Origin of the sequence: Nocardioides marmorisolisilvae, from assembly GCF_003725775.1 — a bacterium.
GTDB lineage: Bacteria > Actinomycetota > Actinomycetes > Propionibacteriales > Nocardioidaceae > Marmoricola > Marmoricola marmorisolisilvae.
On the sequence record NZ_RJSG01000006.1, the window covers coordinates 128,761 to 144,555 of the forward strand.

At 69.0% G+C, this 15,795-nt stretch carries 18 protein-coding genes; 12 read left to right on the forward strand and 6 right to left on the reverse strand.

Annotation, left to right across the window (positions count from 1 at the left end; genetic code table 11):
- Nucleotides 1-3 precede the first annotated feature (3 nt).
- On the forward strand, nt 4-240 hold the full coding sequence (gene rpsR / locus EFL95_RS18605; RefSeq protein ID WP_123235611.1) for a 30S ribosomal protein S18: 237 nt from the start codon (nt 4-6) through the stop codon (nt 238-240).
- Between the two features lie 17 nt (nt 241-257).
- A complete protein-coding gene (gene rplI / locus EFL95_RS18610; protein ID WP_123235612.1) occupies nt 258-701 on the forward strand; it encodes a 50S ribosomal protein L9 in 444 nt (147 codons plus the stop codon).
- Nucleotides 702-722: 21 nt separating this feature from the next.
- Here the strand turns inward: rplI and EFL95_RS18615 are convergent, their stop codons facing one another.
- Both EFL95_RS18615 and EFL95_RS18620 read right to left on the reverse strand, forming a co-directional pair.
- Nucleotides 723-1,361, reverse strand: a complete 639-nt coding sequence (locus tag EFL95_RS18615) for a hypothetical protein (RefSeq protein ID WP_123235613.1) — start codon at nt 1,359-1,361, stop codon at nt 723-725.
- Nucleotides 1,362-1,365: 4 nt separating this feature from the next.
- Nucleotides 1,366-2,676, reverse strand: coding sequence for an MATE family efflux transporter (locus tag EFL95_RS18620; RefSeq protein ID WP_123235614.1), 1,311 nt, complete (start codon nt 2,674-2,676; stop codon nt 1,366-1,368).
- A gap of 576 nt (nt 2,677-3,252) precedes the next feature.
- Between EFL95_RS18620 and dnaB the strand changes: the two genes are divergently transcribed.
- Complete coding sequence (gene dnaB / locus EFL95_RS18625; protein ID WP_246005055.1) at nt 3,253-4,557, forward strand: replicative DNA helicase; 1,305 nt, start codon at nt 3,253-3,255, stop codon at nt 4,555-4,557.
- Nucleotides 4,558-4,561: 4 nt separating this feature from the next.
- On the opposite strand, the gene EFL95_RS18630 is transcribed toward dnaB, so the two are convergent.
- Nucleotides 4,562-4,765 carry a hypothetical protein gene (locus EFL95_RS18630; RefSeq protein ID WP_123235616.1) on the reverse strand — a complete coding sequence of 68 codons (204 nt, stop codon included), beginning with the start codon at nt 4,763-4,765 and terminating at the stop codon, nt 4,562-4,564.
- Between the two features lie 90 nt (nt 4,766-4,855).
- On the opposite strand from EFL95_RS18630, the gene EFL95_RS18635 reads away from it, so the two are divergent.
- The 3 genes from EFL95_RS18635 to EFL95_RS18645 all read left to right on the forward strand — a co-directional run bounded on the left by EFL95_RS18635 (nt 4,856) and on the right by EFL95_RS18645 (nt 7,367).
- Entirely contained in the window at nt 4,856-5,302 is a 447-nt protein-coding gene (locus EFL95_RS18635; protein ID WP_123235617.1) for a nuclear transport factor 2 family protein, read from the forward strand.
- An 88-nt stretch (nt 5,303-5,390) separates the two neighbouring features.
- A complete protein-coding gene (locus EFL95_RS18640; protein ID WP_123235618.1) occupies nt 5,391-6,662 on the forward strand; it encodes an MCE family protein in 1,272 nt (423 codons plus the stop codon).
- A 48-nt stretch (nt 6,663-6,710) separates the two neighbouring features.
- On the forward strand, nt 6,711-7,367 hold the full coding sequence (locus tag EFL95_RS18645; RefSeq protein WP_123235619.1) for a 4a-hydroxytetrahydrobiopterin dehydratase: 657 nt from the start codon (nt 6,711-6,713) through the stop codon (nt 7,365-7,367).
- Between the two features lie 12 nt (nt 7,368-7,379).
- Here the strand turns inward: EFL95_RS18645 and EFL95_RS18650 are convergent, their stop codons facing one another.
- Nucleotides 7,380-8,495, reverse strand: a complete 1,116-nt coding sequence (locus EFL95_RS18650; protein WP_148045110.1) for a VldE C-terminal domain-containing protein — start codon at nt 8,493-8,495, stop codon at nt 7,380-7,382.
- Nucleotides 8,496-8,551: 56 nt separating this feature from the next.
- On the reverse strand, nt 8,552-8,914 hold the full coding sequence (locus tag EFL95_RS18655; protein WP_123235621.1) for a hypothetical protein: 363 nt from the start codon (nt 8,912-8,914) through the stop codon (nt 8,552-8,554).
- A gap of 61 nt (nt 8,915-8,975) precedes the next feature.
- Here EFL95_RS18655 and EFL95_RS18660 point away from each other — a divergent pair, with 61 nt between their 5' ends.
- From EFL95_RS18660 to EFL95_RS18685, 6 genes are all read left to right on the forward strand, one after another.
- Nucleotides 8,976-9,527, forward strand: coding sequence for a DinB family protein (locus tag EFL95_RS18660; protein WP_221176507.1), 552 nt, complete (start codon nt 8,976-8,978; stop codon nt 9,525-9,527).
- Nucleotides 9,528-9,647: 120 nt separating this feature from the next.
- Nucleotides 9,648-11,141: a flavin-containing monooxygenase gene (locus EFL95_RS18665; protein WP_123235623.1), complete on the forward strand. Its 1,494-nt coding sequence runs from the start codon at nt 9,648-9,650 to the stop codon at nt 11,139-11,141.
- A complete protein-coding gene (locus EFL95_RS18670) occupies nt 11,138-12,031 on the forward strand; it encodes an alpha/beta fold hydrolase (protein ID WP_183407266.1) in 894 nt (297 codons plus the stop codon). The genes EFL95_RS18665 and EFL95_RS18670 overlap by 4 nt, the downstream gene beginning before the upstream one ends.
- Before the next feature lie 2 nt (nt 12,032-12,033).
- Nucleotides 12,034-12,309: a DUF1905 domain-containing protein gene (locus EFL95_RS18675; RefSeq protein ID WP_123235624.1), complete on the forward strand. Its 276-nt coding sequence runs from the start codon at nt 12,034-12,036 to the stop codon at nt 12,307-12,309.
- Nucleotides 12,306-13,091 carry a crotonase/enoyl-CoA hydratase family protein gene (locus EFL95_RS18680; protein WP_123235625.1) on the forward strand — a complete coding sequence of 262 codons (786 nt, stop codon included), beginning with the start codon at nt 12,306-12,308 and terminating at the stop codon, nt 13,089-13,091. The genes EFL95_RS18675 and EFL95_RS18680 overlap by 4 nt, the downstream gene beginning before the upstream one ends.
- 61 nt (nt 13,092-13,152) lie before the next feature.
- Nucleotides 13,153-15,570 carry a penicillin acylase family protein gene (locus EFL95_RS18685; protein ID WP_246005048.1) on the forward strand — a complete coding sequence of 806 codons (2,418 nt, stop codon included), beginning with the start codon at nt 13,153-13,155 and terminating at the stop codon, nt 15,568-15,570.
- Here EFL95_RS18685 and EFL95_RS19785 read toward each other — a convergent pair.
- Nucleotides 15,567-15,755 carry a hypothetical protein gene (locus tag EFL95_RS19785; protein ID WP_123235627.1) on the reverse strand — a complete coding sequence of 63 codons (189 nt, stop codon included), beginning with the start codon at nt 15,753-15,755 and terminating at the stop codon, nt 15,567-15,569. The two genes, EFL95_RS18685 and EFL95_RS19785, sit on opposite strands and share 4 nt — an antisense overlap.
- Between the last annotated feature and the right edge of the window lie 40 nt (nt 15,756-15,795).

The following is a 15,795-nucleotide window of genomic DNA, read 5'->3' on the forward strand; positions in this document are numbered from 1 at the left end:
ACAATGGCGAAGGCAGTGATTCGCAAGCCCAAGAAGAAGGTTTGCCAGTTCTGCAAGGACAAGTCGTCCGAGATCGATTACAAGGACACGAACCTGCTCCGCAAGTTCATCTCCGACCGCGGCAAGATCCGCGCCCGCCGGGTCACCGGCAACTGCGTCCAGCACCAGCGCGACGTGGCCACGGCCGTCAAGAACGCCCGTGAGGTCGCGCTGCTTCCGTACACGTCGGCAGCTCGCTGAGAAAGGGGACTGACGACATGAAGCTCATCCTGACGCAGGAAGTGACCGGTCTCGGCGCCCCGGGCGACGTGGTCGAGGTCAAGGACGGCTACGGCCGCAACTACCTCATCCCCCGTGGTTTCGGCATCCGCTGGACCCGCGGTGGCGAGAAGACCATCGAGTCGATCAAGAAGGCTCGCGAGTCCCGTGCGGTCCGCGACGCCGACCACGCGGCCGAGGTGAAGGCGACGCTCGAGGCGTCCGTCTTCCAGGTCAAGGTCCGTGCCGGTGAGGGTGGCCGCCTGTTCGGCGCCGTCACCACCGCCGACATCGCCTCGGCGATCTCTGCCGCTGGCGGCGAGGTCGACAAGCGCACGATCGTGGTCGCGAACCCGATCAAGTCGCTCGGCGCGCACACGGTGACCGTGAAGGTGCACGACGACGTCGAGGCGAAGGTCAACCTGAACGTCGTTTCTGCCTGATTCGTTCGAAGGCCGTCCCCCTCATTCCGAGGTGGGGCGGCCTTCGTCCTTCCTGGGCCTCGGGTGGATCAGGAGGGGACCGGGGCCGCCGAGCCACTCACGCCGGTGCACCCGGAAGAGGTAGTAGATCAGGACCGCCTGGACCAGCCCGACGCCGACGAGGGTCGGGGTGATCAGGTTCTCCACGTCGCCGCCGTACGCGATCGGCGGCAGCACGATGGCCGCGCCGATCCCCCACAGGAGTACTCCGAACCGGCCGGCCACGAACACGTCGCGGGGCTCCTGGGCGATGGCCTCCTGGCCGATCACCCGGACCAGCAGCAGCGACATCGCCGACTGCGGCAGTGCCAGCGCCCAGGCGATCGAGGCGGCCTTCGTGGCCTGGTCGAGCTCGGCCGCGGTGCGCAGGTGGTCGGGGATGTCGGGGAGCTGTTCGGTCAACTGCGGGAACCACAGCGGGATGCTCACCGCGAGCGCGACCCAGGCCAGCCAGTAGGCGACGTCGACGTCCAGGTGCTTGCGCAGAGCGCTCATCCCGGAGACCACCAGCACCCACCCCAGCGGATCGGGGAGTCCGTCGTACACGTGGTGCGCGATGTCGAAGTTCGCCGGCACGAAGATGATGACCAGACCCATCGCGATCTTCTGCAGCGGGCTCACGCGCTCACCCTACGGTCATCCAGGCCTCGGTCCGCTCCCGCGCCAGCAGCACCACCGCGCGTCCGCCCATGAACGCCGCCCCGAACGCGACCCACAGCCAGACCAGCGTGCCGCCGAAGCTCACGGCGACCCACGCCGTCGGGGCGAAGACGACGAGGACGACGAGCCCCACCCACGCGAGGTAGCGGCCGTCCCCGGCGCCGATCAGGACGCCGTCGAGCACGAAGACCACCCCGGCCAGCGGCTGGGCCACGGCAGCGACCAGCAGCACCCCGGTGAGCAGGTCCTGGACGCGGTCGTCGGCGGTGAACAGCGGCCCGAGGAGCGGGGCGAGCGCCGCCAGCGCGATCCCGGTGACGATCCCGGAGAGCGCGCCCCAGCGCAGCATCCTGCGCGTGATCCTCCGCGTCCCGGCGCGGTCGCCGGCGCCGAGGTAGCGGCCGGTGATCGCCTGGGCGGCGATCGCGATGGCATCCAGCGTGAAGGCCAGGAAGGACCAGAGGGTCATCGCGATCTGCATGGCGGCCAGGTCGGTCTCGCCGAGGGAGGTCGCCCCGAAGGTCATCACCAGCAGCGAGGCCCGCAGGGTGATCGTGCGCAGGAGGAGCGGGACACCGGCGCGGCCGGCCAGGCGGACACCCTCAGGGCTCGGCCGGCGCGACACCCGGTGCCGCCGCGCCGCCCGGTCGACCACCACGAGCATCACCGCTGCGGAGCCGGTCTGGGCCAGCACGGTGCCGAGCGCGGAGCCTCGGATGCCCAGGTCCAGGCCGTAGACGAGCAGCAGGTTGAGGCCGACATTGGCCAGGTTGCCGCCGACGGCGACGACCAGCGGCGTGCGCGTGTCCTGGAGCCCGCGCAGGATCCCGGTCGCGGCGAGCATCACCAGCAGCGGGACGGCGCCCAGGAACCCGATGCGCAGGTACTGCTCTGCCTGGTCGGAGACCCGGTCCCCGGCGCCGAACGCCTCCACCAGCACCGGTGTGCCGAGAGCGCCCAGAACGGTGATCACCGCTCCGATCACGACGGCCAGCCAGACGCCGTCGATCCCGCTGCGGATCGCCGCGGCCAGGTCTCCGGCACCGATCCGGCGGGCCACGGAGGCGGTGGTGCCGTACGCGAGGAAGATGCAGAGGCTGATCAGAGTGCTCAGCACGGCCCCGGCGATGCCCAGGCCGGCGAGCTGGGTGGTGCCCAGGTGGCCGACGATCGCGGAGTCCGCGAGGAGGAACAACGGCTCGGCGACCAGCGCCAGGAAGGCCGGTACGGCGAGACGGAGGATCTCGCGGTCCTCGCTCCCGCTGCTGGTGGCCACGGGCTGCAGGCTAGGGGATGGGGAATGCCTGTTGATAACCGTCCTGGCCTGTGGGTAATTGAATCGGTCAGCGGATAAGTCGACATAGCCACCGGCCCGTCCCAGATGACGAAACGGTTAACGGAATCAAGATCGAATTCTTTTTTCCACAACCCGTGGATCGACGAAAGTGCAGGTCAGACGCCCTGTAAATACGAAACTCGTCTCCGGATCCACAGCGCGGTCACCATCCTGTGCACAGGATTCTCTGCGTGTTCCACACCGCCCACAGGGTTTTCCACAATCGCCTGTGGATTCCGGACTTGGCGAGTCTCGGAGCAGGACTTAGTGTCACGCAATCGCGGGTTCGCCGGTCTTGTCGGTGGGGGCACCTAGCGTCCTATCCAGCACCACGAGCACCACCAACACCAGGCCGACCAGAGGGCCGACCCGAGGGCCGATCAGAGGGGGAATCTGATGAGCATGACCGAGTCCGCCGGCATCGGCGAGACCGCCTTCGGCGGCGGTTTCCCCGACGACGGGGCCGGCGCGGTCTTCGGTGGTGAGCACGGCAACCAGGAGCACTGGGCCGGGCGGATGCCCCCGCAGGACGTCGACGCCGAGCAGAGCGTGCTCGGCTCGATGCTCATCTCCAAGGACGCGATCGCCGACGTGACCGAGACGGTCAAGGGCCACGACTTCTACCGGCCGGCCCACGAGACGATCTTCGACGCGATCCTCGACCTCTACGGCAAGGGCGAGCCGGCCGACCCGGTGACCGTCGCGGCCGAGCTGAACCGTCGCGGCGAGCTGGTACGCATCGGGGGCGCCCCCTACCTGCACACCCTCTCGGCGAGCGTCCCGATCGCGGCGAACGCCGGCTACTACGCCGAGATCGTGCGCGAGAAGTCGATCCTGCGCCGGCTGGTCGACGCCGGTACCAAGATCGCCCAGCTCGGGTACGCCGGCGAGGGCCAGGTCGACGACACCGTGGACCGCGCCCAGGCCGAGATCTACGCGATCACCGAGAAGCGGACCTCCGAGGACTACGTCCCGCTGAACGCGATCATGGAGAACACCCTCGACGAGATCGAGGCCATCTCCAACCACGACGGGTCCCTGCGCGGGGTGCCGACCGGGCTCGCGGACCTCGACGAGCTCACCAACGGTCTTCAGGCCGGCCAGATGATCATCGTCGCCGGTCGTCCCGGTAGCGGTAAGTCCACGCTCGGCTTGGACTTCTGCCGCGCCGCCTCGATCGCCAACGGCATGACCAGCGTCATTTTCAGCCTGGAGATGGGGCGTTCGGAGATCGCGATGCGGATGCTCAGCGCCGAGGCGCGGGTGCCGCTCGGTCACATCCGCAACGGCGGCATGAACGACGACGACTGGGGCAAGCTCGCCCGCAAGATGGCCGAGGTCTCCAGCGCCCCGTTGTTCATCGACGACAGCCCCAACATGACGATGATGGAGATCCGGGCGAAGGCCCGGCGCCTCAAGCAGCGCCACGACCTGAAGCTGATCGTCATCGACTACATCCAGCTGATGAGCTCGGGTCGCAAGGTCGAGTCCCGCCAGGTCGAGGTCTCGGAGTTCTCCCGTCAGATCAAGCTGCTCGCCAAGGAGCTCGAGGTCCCGATCGTGGCGCTGGCCCAGCTGAACCGTGGTTCGGAGCAGCGCGCGGACAAGAAGCCGATGGTCTCCGACCTGCGTGAGTCCGGCTCGCTCGAGCAGGACGCCGACATCGTCATGCTCGTGCACCGCGAGGACATGTACGAGAAGGAGTCACCGCGCGCCGGCGAGGCCGACATCATCGTCGGCAAGCACCGCAACGGCCCGACCCGCGACGTGACCGCACTCTTCCAGGGCCACTACTCGCGCTTCGTCGACATCTCGCACTAACGGGTTAGTCGCCGGCGAGGCTCCCGGCCGGGCGTGCGCCCGGGAGAAGGTCGATGACCGAGGCCAAGTAGTCGATCGGGTCCGACGCATCGGCATCCCAGATCGGGATCGGGGCACCGTCCGGTGCCTTGAGCGAGTCCGGCAGCGCGGCCTCACGGTCCGGCTCGCGCGCGTGCCGACGCTCCGCGCGCCTGGTGGCGTAGTTCATGGGTCCTCCGCATTGCCCGAGTTGAGGAGAGCTGGTGAGGGATACCCACCCGAGCCGCGAATCATGCCATTCCGCCCTACGCTCGTTTCCATGACCTCCCCTGACGACGCCGTCCGCTGGCTGGCGACCGACGAACCGCACCCGGCTCGGCAGGCGCAGCGCAACGCCCTGGCGACGGCCTGCGCCGGCGACAAGGAGGGCTGGCTGGCGCTGTGGGCCGAGGACTGCGAGATCTTCGACCCCGTCGGCCCCTCGATCTTCGACGCGGAGGGGCACGGCCACCACGGACTTGCGGGCATCGAGCACTTCTGGGACGTGGCGATCGCCCCGGTCGAGCAGTTCGAGGTGGAGATCCATTCCTCCTTCGCGTGCGGGGACTCCTCGGCGCAGGAGGGCACCTTCCGGACCTGGTTCGCCGACGGCTCGGGCGCAGAGATCGACCTGGTCACCGTCTACCGCGTGGACGCCGACGGACTGATCACCTCGATGCGCGCGTACTGGGAGCTGGACAAGGTCCGGACTACTACCAGGGTCTGATTTTTTACGGTCCTGGCGCGTCTCGTAGTCTTCATCTGCGATCCTGTCCCGCGGGAACGTATCGGGCCGAACCGGAGGAGGAGGGGACGTGCTCACCACCCGCACCAAGCGGCAGCTGCTCGTCTTCGTCTTCATCACCCTCCTGGGCATCTCCTACACCGGCGCCCGGTACGCGCGCCTGGACAAGCTGGTGTTCAACACCTCGTACACCGTCAACGCCCAGTTCCCGCAGTCCGGCGGAATCTTCACCGGCGCGGAGGTCACCTACCGGGGTGTCCGGATCGGCCAGGTCAGCGACATGGAGCTGATCAACAACGGTGTCGACGTGAAGCTGAGCATCGACAACAAGTACGACAACATCCCGGCCGACACCTTGGCGCTGGTGGGCAACAAGTCGGCCGTCGGTGAGCAGTACGTCGAGCTCGACCCGCGCACCGACAAGGGCCCGTACCTCAAGGACGGCTCGGTCATCGAGCCGAAGGACACCGCGATCCCGGTCTCCACCACCGAGATCCTCACGAACCTCGACCAGCTCGTCCGCTCCGTCCCCCAGGACCAGCTGCGCACCGTGGTCGACGAGCTCGGCGCCGGCTTCGAGGGCACCGGCCAGGACCTGGCCCAGATCATCGACACCTCGAACGCGTTCATCAAGACGGCTGACGACAACTTCGACGTCACCACCGCCCTGATCCGGGACGCGAACACGGTCCTGCGCACCCAGGCCGACAAGGGCTCGGCGATCAGGAGCTTCGCCCGAGACCTGGCGCTGTTCAGCGGAACGCTCGCCGACAACGACACGTCGCTGCGTGCGCTGATCGACAACGGCTCGGCGACCGCGAACGAGCTGCGCACCTTCCTGGAGACCAACAAGGTCGACCTCGGCGGGCTCATCAACAACCTGGTCACCACGGGCAGGGTGATCAGCCACCACCTGCCCGGCATCCGGCAGATCCTGGTCGTCTACCCCTACGAGGTGGCCAGCGGGTTCACCGTGGTCGCGAAGAACCCGGACGGCTACGACGCGCGGTTCGGCTTCATCATCAACCCGATCCCCGCGGTCTGCGAGAAGGGCTACGACCCGAACGAGCGGCGCTCGCCGACCGACGGCAGCAACAAGCCGATGGACATGGACGCCCACTGCTCCGAGCCGGCGTCGAAGACGAACGCGCGCGGGTCCCAGAACGCCCCGCGTGCCGGCGCTCTCGAGGGCAAGGCGCCGATCGCGACGTACGACATGGCCTCGCACCGGCTGATCTGGAGCGACCAGCCCGGCGCCTCGAACGTCGTGTACGACGGCGGTGCCCAGCGGCTCTACGGCGACGACTCCTGGAAGAGCCTGCTGCTCCAGCCGGCGTACTGATCGCACTACTCCCTGGTGGTCCACCCCGTGCGCGGGTATGCATGGGACATGAGCACAGAGAAGCTGACCGGCCAGCAGATCGCCGACCTCGACCTCGGTGGCTGGGCCAACCTCGTCGGCGGGCTGCAGACGCGGATCAGGACCGGTGACTTCGCGACCGGTCTCCAGGTCCTGAACGCGATCGGCGCGGCGGCTGAGGAGATGAACCACCACCCGGACCTCGACCTGCGCTACTCCCGGATCGACGTCCGGCTGAGCAGCCACGACGCTGGGGGTATCACCGACCGCGACGTGGCGCTGGCCCGGCGGATCGAGGAGATCGCGACGGCGGCCGGAGCGACGCTCGACCGCACCGGACTCTCGCTCGTCGAGCTGGGTCTGGACAGTCCGGACGGCCGTGCCATCGCGCCGTTCTGGGCCGCGGTGCTCGACGTCGAGCACCTCTCGGGCGAGGGCTGGGACGACGTCGCCGACAAGAACGGGGTGCACCCGCTGATCTGGTTCCAGTCCTCGGGTTCTGAGGAGACTCGTCAGCGCTGGCACCCGGACGTCTGGGTCGAGGCGGACCAGGTGCAGTCCCGGATCCTCGCCGCGGTCGCGGCCGGGGGTCGCCTGGTCAGCGACGAGCGCGCCCCCCGTTTCTGGGTGCTGGCCGACGCTGAGGGCAACCGGGTCTGCCTGTGCACCTGGCAGGGTCGCGACTGACCACCGGACCGACTACCTCTTCAGGGACGCCAGCGTGATGTCGTCGCGGGCGACGTAGACGTTGATCGTGCCGGTGTTGTCGGCGGCCGCCGCGTCGGTGTACTTGAAGTAGAGCCGCTGCGTGGCCGGCGGCGTGAACCAGGCTTCGTAGGTGTGGTTCACCGCGCAGCCGCCCTCCCAGCGCAGGGCCCGGGCGAAGGTCAGGCCCTGGGTCGTCGGCAGTGGTAGCGCGTACGGACTCGGAGTGCGGTCGTTGTTCCACGGATCGATGGGAACGGTCGGGTCCGGCAGGCCGAGCAACGGCCCGCGATCGGCGAGCAGGAAACCGAGCAGGCCGGTGCGGACGCAGTTCGCGTCCGCCACGGTGTCCGCGGCCGAGCGGATGGTCCCGGTCGCGACGATGCGGTAGGTCACCCCGGCGCGGAGCAGGAACGGCGAGGGCGTCAGCGCGCCGTTGGCCGGCACGGTGAACCCGGTGACGGCGGTGTCCTGCGGGTCGAGCTCCTTGGTGCCCGGGAAGAACACCGGCTGGGAGGTCACGTTCCGCTCGCGGTACCACGACGTCTGCGCCGCAGCGCCGGCGAAGCCCAGCGAGATGTGCACGTGGTCGAGGTGGCGCAGGGTGCGCGAGCACTTCGCGCGCGAGCTGCAGGCCTCGTTGAGGTACGGCCGCGGAGCGAAGTCCCGGTACGACGCCCAGATGGTGTCGTTGTAGATGATGTACATGATCCCGAGCTGGCGGGCGAGCGCGTGCGGGTTGCCGGCCGAGTCGGTGGCGAGGGCCTTGTTGATGAAGTCGTAGGCGGCCTTCTTGGTGGCGGCGTGCGCGACGTCGGCGCCCCAGTCGAATGCGCGGCCGTCCTTGTGCTCGCTGCGCGCACCCTGGGAGCAGGCCCGCATCATGCCCATCGACCGGGTGACCGGGTAGGTGCGCAGCAGGTACTTCGCCAGGGCGACGGTTCCGGGACGCGGTCCCTTGGTGCAGGTGGTCTGGGCGTCGTACGACGAGGGGGCGTCCACGTCGGGCGAGACCCCGAGCGCGTCAGCCCGCGGAGAGGAAGAAGCCTGCAGCATCGTGGCGAGCAGGGCGGCGGCAGCGAGGAGGGCGAGCAACGGTTTCGTGCGCACGGGCGTACATATCGGCCGGTTGGTGGCAGACCTGAGGACTTTGGGCCCGGGTGGGCTCAGCGGAAGGTCAGGTAGAGCCCGACGCACGCCGGGACGACTCCGAGCAGCAGCCAGACGCTGACCGGCCGCTTGTGGTGGATCACGCGGGCGCCGGCGATCCCGGCGATGAGCAGGATCGCGCCGATGGCGTTGAGGCCGATCCGCGCGGCCACCTTGTCGTCGTCCATGAAGATCGCGGCGATGGAGAGTCCCACTGAGAGGTGGAAGACGGTGGTCACGGCGAGCGCCGAGGTGACCCACTCCCGCACCCGGTTCAACCGCGCCTGCTCGAGGCGGCGCTCCTCCCCGGTCGGACGGGGGCGCGGGTTCGAGGGGTCGATGAGGTGCTTGGCCCGTCGTACTGGCTGCAGCTCGCTCACCGTTCCATCGTAGGCAGGCCCCGAGGTGTCGCCGTGCCACCTGGGCGGTGATGATCGGCACATGGCATCCGAGCGACGTGCAGACATGTTCTTCCAACCGGGCGAGGACCCGCGCGACATCGGCGCGACCACGCTGGGCAACGAGAAGGAGACGCTGGTCGAGTACCTGCGCTACCAGCGCCTGACCCTGGAGGCGAAGTGCTCGGGCCTCGACGCCGAGCAGCTGGCGCGCCGCGCGGTGGGGCCCTCGACCCTTTCCCTGCTGGGCCTGGTCCGGCACCTGGCCGAGGTCGAGCGCGGCTGGTTCCAGCAGATCCTCGCCGGGCTCGACGTCCCGCGGATCTACCGCACCGAGGACGACCCGGACGCCGACTTCAACGGCGCGATCGGCGAGGAGGCCGTGGTGGCCGAGGCCTGGGAGCGGTTGCACGCCGAGCAGGCGTTCACGGACCGCTTCGTCGCGGGCGAGGACAACCTGGGCAAGATCACCGAGTACCACCACGGACGGATCTCGCTGCGCGAGGTGCTGGTGCACATGATCGAGGAGTACGCCCGGCACAACGGGCACGCCGACCTGCTCCGGGAGTGCATCGACGGCCGCTTGGGGGAGTGACCTAGCCTTGTTGAACAAACGTCAATAAGATGTAACTCACAGTTACGAGCGGCCCTGTTCGCGGCTAGTCTCGAAAGCGGTCCGCCCCCCGGACCGGCGAGCACGAGGAGAACCGAGAAGATGAGCACAGGCACGAGCACGGTCGACTACGACGTCCTGGTCGTCGGCGCAGGCCTCTCCGGCATCGGCGCCGGCTACCGGCTGCAGACCGAGTGCCCCGGCAAGACCTACGCGATCCTCGAGGCGCGGGAGTCGATCGGAGGCACCTGGGACCTCTTCCGCTACCCGGGCATCCGTTCGGACTCCGACATGTTCACGCTGAGCTTCCCGTTCCGGCCGTGGACCGACGAGAACTCGATCGCCGACGGTCCGTCGATCCTCTCCTACATCAAGGAGACCGCCGCCGAGTACGGCATCGACGAGCACATCCAGTTCCGCACCAAGGTGACCGGCGCGAACTGGAACTCCGACACCTCGACCTGGACCGTCAGCGTCGAGGACCGCAGCGGCGAGCGCAAGGTGAAGCGCACCATCACCTGCTCGTTCCTCTACGCCTGCTCCGGCTACTACGACTACAACCAGGGTCACGAGCCGGAGTTCCCCGGCCTCGACGACTTCGCCGGCCTGGTGGTCAAGCCGCAGTTCTGGCCCGAGAACCTCGACTACTCCGGCAAGAAGGTCGTCATCATCGGCAGCGGCGCGACCGCGATCACCCTGGCCCCGTCGATGGCCGAGGACGCCGCGCACGTGACCATGCTGCAGCGCTCGCCCACCTGGGTCGGCGTGGTACCCAAGCAGGACAAGGTCGCCAACCGGCTGCGCTCGGTGCTGCCGGCCGGGATGGCCCACCAGATCATCCGCAACAAGAACGCGGCCTTCAGCATCGGCGTCTACGAGCTCAGCCAGCGCCAGCCGAAACTGATGAAGCAGATCTTCCGCAGCATGGCGATGCGGGGGATCAAGGACGAGGCCCTGGTGGCCGAGCACTTCACCCCGAGCTACAACCCCTGGGACCAGCGGCTGTGCGCGATCCCGAACGGCGACCTGTTCAAGAAGATCCGCAACGGCCGGGTCGACGTCGTCACCGACCACATCGACACCTTCCTCCCCGAGGGCATCCGGCTGAAGAGCGGCAAGGTGCTCGAGGCCGACATCGTGGTGCCGGCCACCGGTCTGAAGATCCAGCTCTTCGGCGGTGTCCAGCCGACCGTCGACGGGGAGGCGGTCAACCTGCACGAGAACTTCGTGTGGCAGGGCTGCATGCTCACCGGCCTGCCGAACTTCGCCCTCTGCGTCGGGTACACCAACGCCTCCTGGACGTTGCGCGGCGACCTGACCTCGCGCCTGGTCTGCAAGGTCATCAACGAGATGGACAAGGTCGGTGCGGCCACGGTGATCCCGGTGCCGGACGGCCCGCTCGAGGGACGGCCGCTGCTCGACCTGTCCTCCGGCTACATCCAGCGCGCGCTCGGCGAGCTGCCCCAGCAGGGCCACCGCGGTGCCTGGCGGGTGCGGCAGAACTACTTCATCGACGCCGCCACAACCCTTCGCCGCGACCTGCACAAGACGCTGAAGTTCAGCCCGGCCAAGGTGCCGGCCAAGGCCTCCGCGTGACGACTGGGGGGTCCGCGGAGGGAACCTCCGAGCTCGAGGTCGGCGGCGTGCCGCTGCGGGTCCGGATCAGCGGACCCGCGGACGGCGTACCGGTGCTGCTCATCCACGGCATCGCGCGCAGCCTCGAGGACTGGACCGAGGCCCAGGACCTGCTCGCTGCCTCGGGTCACCGGGTGATCAGCACCGACCTGCCCGGGTTCGGCTTCAGCCGTCGCGGCAAGGAGCGCCCGGGCCTTCCCGCGTTCGGTCGTGCGATGGCCGCCCTGCTCGAGGCGGCCGGCGTCACCCGTCCGGCCCATGTGGTGGGCAACTCCCTCGGCGGCGGTGTCGCGATGACGCTGGCCGTCGACCACCCGGGCACGGTCGTCAGCCTGACCCTGGTCAACAGCATCGGCTTCGGCAGCGACCAGCACGTCTCGCTGGCGCCGATGGCGTACGCCGCCCTGGCCGGACTCCCGGGTCTGGAGAAGACCTTCCGCCCGAAGACGAGCGAGGCCGGCATCGCCCTGATGCAGGCCAACTTCTTCGACCCCTCCTTCGCGACGCCGGAGCGGTTGCGCGAGGCCGGGCGACTCGCCAAGCAGCGTGACTACCAAGCAACCTTCCTCGGCACCGCCGCGACCCTGGGCGCACCGATCGTCGGCATCCGGGCCGGATGGCGGCGCGCCCTGCTCGCCCGGGTCCGGGAGAGCGGTATCCCGGTGCTGGTCATCTGGGGCGACGCCGACAAGATCCTGCCGCCCACGCACTACGAAGCGGCCCGAGCCGAGCTGCCGGACGCGCAGGGCCACCTGTTCGCGGACACCGGTCACATGCCGCAGATCGAGAAGACGGCCGAGTTCGTCGACGTGGTCACGGAGTTCATCGCCAAGCTGGAAGCGACGCGCTGACGGTGGAGCCCCTGGTCGAGTTCGACGCCGAGGTCGTCAAGAGTCCGAAACCCGGCGGCTGGTCCTACGTCGTCTGGCCCGAGTCGGCCGCGTTCTTCGGCACCCACGGCCTGGTGAAGGTTCGCGGCACCGTCGACGGCGAGCCGTTCGAGAGCTCGTTCATGGCGCTCGGCGACGGCAACCACAAGCTCCCGGTGAAGCAGGCGATCCGGGTGCGGATCGGCAAGGATGCCGGCGACACCGTCCACGTCGTCATCCACGAGAGGATCGAGCGTTGAGCGAAGCCGTCCTGACCGAGCTGCGGGACAATGTCCTGCTGGTCACGCTGAACCGCCCCGAGGCGCGCAACGCCGTCAACGGCGACCTGACGCTCGGCCTCGGCAACGCCCTCGAGCGCGCCGAGAACGAGCTGGAGATCCGCGTGGTGGTGCTCACCGGCGCCGGGGACCAGACGTTCTGCGCGGGCGCCGACCTGAAGGCGATCTCGCGCGGCGAGGGCCTCAACCCGCCCGGAACCGAGACCTGGGGCTTCGCCGGGATGGTGCAGCACCCGATCAGCAAGCCGGTGATCGCGGCGGTGAACGGGACCGCGCTGGGCGGCGGCACCGAGCTGGTGCTGGCCTCCGACCTCGCGGTCGTGGCCGAGCACGCCACCTTCGGCCTGCCCGAGGTGAAGCGCGGCCTGATCGCCGCGGCCGGTGGCGTCTTCCGGCTGCCCGAGCAGCTACCCCGGAAGCTGGCGATGCAGGTGATCCTGACCGGCGACCCGATCGACGCGGAGACGGCCCTGAGGTGGGGGCTGGTCAACGAGGTCGTGCCGGCCGCCGAGGTGCTTCCGCGGGCGCTGGAGCTGGCCGGGCGGATCGTCGAGAACGCTCCGCTCTCGGTGCAGGCCAGCAAGCGGGTCGCGCTCGGCCTGCGCGACGGGACCCTGCCCGGCGAGGCCGAGTCCTGGGCGGCCAGCGACGCGGCGATGATGCAGGTGTTCACCAGTGAGGACGCGATGGAGGGCCCGATCGCCTTCGCCGAGAAGCGACCCCCGGTCTGGAAGGGTCGCTGACTCCTAGACCGGTTGCTACTCGGGCGTAACCGGAACCGCCCGGGACCGTTGAGGGGTCATGGTGACCTCACACACCCGTCTGCTGTCCTGCGCCGCCGCAGGAGCCCTCGTCATCGCCGGCCTCGCCGCCACCGTCGGTTCGTCCGCCTCTGCGGTGGTGCCGACCTACAGCGCGACCATCACGCGCACCGCGCACGGCATCCCGCACATCACCGCGGCCAACTTCGGCTCGCTCGGCTTCGGTTCCGGGTACGCCGCCGCGCAGACCACGGGCTGCACCCTGGCCGACGTGCTGCTCACCGCGCGGGCGCAGCGGTCGCGCTACCTCGGCCCGGACGGGAAGTTCGACGACGAGGTCGCCATGAACGGCACCAACCTCCAGGTCGACGCCCTGGTCACCGACCTGCACAACCGGCACGTGGTCGAGGGCCTGCTCGCCGACCCGAAGGCCGGACCCGGCGCGGAGGCGCGGCAGATGGTGGACGGCTACGCCGCCGGCATCAACAAGTACCTCAACGACATCGGGGGCTCGTCCGGAATCACCGACCCGGCCTGCAAGAACGCCCCGTGGATCCACGCCGACGTCACCCCGCTCGATGTCTGGTACGGCGTCTACCTGGCCAACATCCTGGCCTCGACCGGCAACTTCCTGAAGGAGATCGTCGACGCGACGCCGCCGTCGATCACCGACCCGGGTCTGCCGAGCCTGGCCACCTTCGGCATCGTCCCGCCGACCCTGCCGACCCCGGCCGCCCTCAAGGCCGCCCTCGGCAAGGACCCGGCCGCGCCGTTCGGTTCCAACGCCACCGCGATCGGCAAGACCGACACCTCGACCGCGCGCGGCATGCTGCTCGGCAACCCGCACTTCCCGTGGAACGGCCGCTACCGGTTCTCCCAGCAGCAGCTGACGATCCCCGGCCAGTACAACGTCGCGGGCGCCAGCCTGATCGGCTCGCCGGTCGTCAACATCGGCTGGAACAACAACGTCGCCTGGAGCCACACCGTCTCCACGGCGTACCGGTTCACGCCGTACGAGTACCGCACCGTCGGCTCGCCGTTCACCTACCTCTCCGCGAACGGCGTCTTCAAGAAGCTCGAGAAGCGCACTGTCGACGTCACCGTGAAGAACCCCGACGGCTCGCTCGGCACCGTGACGAAGACCTTCTACCGGACGCCGCAGGGCTACGTCATCGACGCCCCGAGCAGCCTGATGGGCTGGACGCCGCTGAGCTTCTTCGCGATCCGCGACGCCAACGGCGAGCAGCTGCGCACGATCGACACCTTCCTGAACATGGGCAAGGCCGTCAACGTGCGCGACCTGATCGCCAAGCAGGACGCCGGCGGCGGCATGCCGTGGGTCAACACGACCGCGGCCGACCGCAACGGCGACGTCGTGTACGCCGACCACTCGGTCGTCCCGAACGTCCCGAACTCGATGGCCAACGTCTGCATGACGCCGATCGGCCGGGTGCTCCAGCAGATCGCCGGGCTCCCGGGGCTGGACGGCACCCTCGCCGACAGTGCCTGCAAGTGGAAGACCGACCTGGACGCCGAACGTCCGGGCATCTTCGGGCCCAGCCATCTGCCGGTCAGCTACCGGACCGACTGGGTGATGAACGCGAACGACTCCTACTGGACGCCGAACAACACCGTCCGGCTGACCGGCTTCGCGAAGATCATCGGCTGCGAGAACTGCATGCGGACCTTCCGCACCAAGATGGTCCAGCAGTACGTGCTCGACCAACTGAAGACCGCCAAGGTGACGCCGGAGGCTCTGCGCGGGTTCGAGCACCAGAACCGGGTGTTCGGCGCGGAGATCATGGGTACCGACGCGCTCGTGAAGGTCTGCCAGGCCGCCGACGGCGGCGACGCGTGCCCGGTGCTCCAGGCCTGGGACAAGCACTCGAACATCGACTCCCGCGGCAACCAGATCTTCGAGGAGTTCGTGAAGCGGTTGCCGGCCGACGGGCTGCTCGGGGGTGAGCTCTACTGGAAGACGCCGTTCAACAGCGCCGACCCGATGCACACCCCGCGCGACCTCGACACCACCAACGGCAAGGTGATCAAGGCGATGAAGGACGCGATCGCCTACCTGCGCTCGAAGAACATCCCGATGAACGCGACCTGGGGCGAGGTCCAGGTGGCGGGCGATCGCGGCGCTCCCGCGATCCCGCTGGGTGGTGGTCTGGGCGACCAGGCCGGCAACGCGAACGCGCTGGCGACCAAGCTCCCGGCCGACAACTCCGGGTTCCTCAAGCCGATCACCTACGGCTCGTCCCACATCCAGGCGATCTCGTTCCTGCCGGCCGGGGCACTGGACGCGAAGACGATCCTGACCTACGGGCAGTCCGACGACCCGACCTCGCCGTGGTCCTACGACCAGACCCAGCTGTTCAGCCAGAAGCAGTGGGTCTCGTTCCCGTGGACGCCGGCCCAGATCGGTGCCGACGCCATCTCGACCATCACGGTCACCAGCTAGGCCGGGGAGGGCTTGGCGAGCACGCGGAGGCTCTGGGGCTCGGTCGCGGTCGCGGTGGTCGTCCTGACCGGGTGCGCGTCCGTGGAACCGACGGCCCCTGCGCCGACCGCAGCCAGGACGACCGCGAAGCCGAGTCCGAGTCCGAGGCCGACCCCGAGGCCGACCCCGCACCCGGCGCGCGGCACCGCCCTCGCCGCCCTGGCGACCCTGCCCGTCAAGGGGCGC

Coding starts and splice junctions, on each gene's coding strand:
- EFL95_RS18630 (WP_123235616.1), bottom strand. CDS start 4,765: ATGAACTACGCCACCAGGCGCGCGGAGCGTCGGCACGCGCGCGAGCCG.
- dnaB (WP_246005055.1), top strand. CDS start 3,253: ATGCCCCCGCAGGACGTCGACGCCGAGCAGAGCGTGCTCGGCTCGATG.
- EFL95_RS18645 (WP_123235619.1), top strand. CDS start 6,711: ATGAGCACAGAGAAGCTGACCGGCCAGCAGATCGCCGACCTCGACCTC.
- rpsR (WP_123235611.1), top strand. CDS start 4: ATGGCGAAGGCAGTGATTCGCAAGCCCAAGAAGAAGGTTTGCCAGTTC.
- EFL95_RS18635 (WP_123235617.1), top strand. CDS start 4,856: ATGACCTCCCCTGACGACGCCGTCCGCTGGCTGGCGACCGACGAACCG.
- EFL95_RS18665 (WP_123235623.1), top strand. CDS start 9,648: ATGAGCACAGGCACGAGCACGGTCGACTACGACGTCCTGGTCGTCGGC.
- EFL95_RS18660 (WP_221176507.1), top strand. CDS start 8,976: ATGGCATCCGAGCGACGTGCAGACATGTTCTTCCAACCGGGCGAGGAC.
- rplI (WP_123235612.1), top strand. CDS start 258: ATGAAGCTCATCCTGACGCAGGAAGTGACCGGTCTCGGCGCCCCGGGC.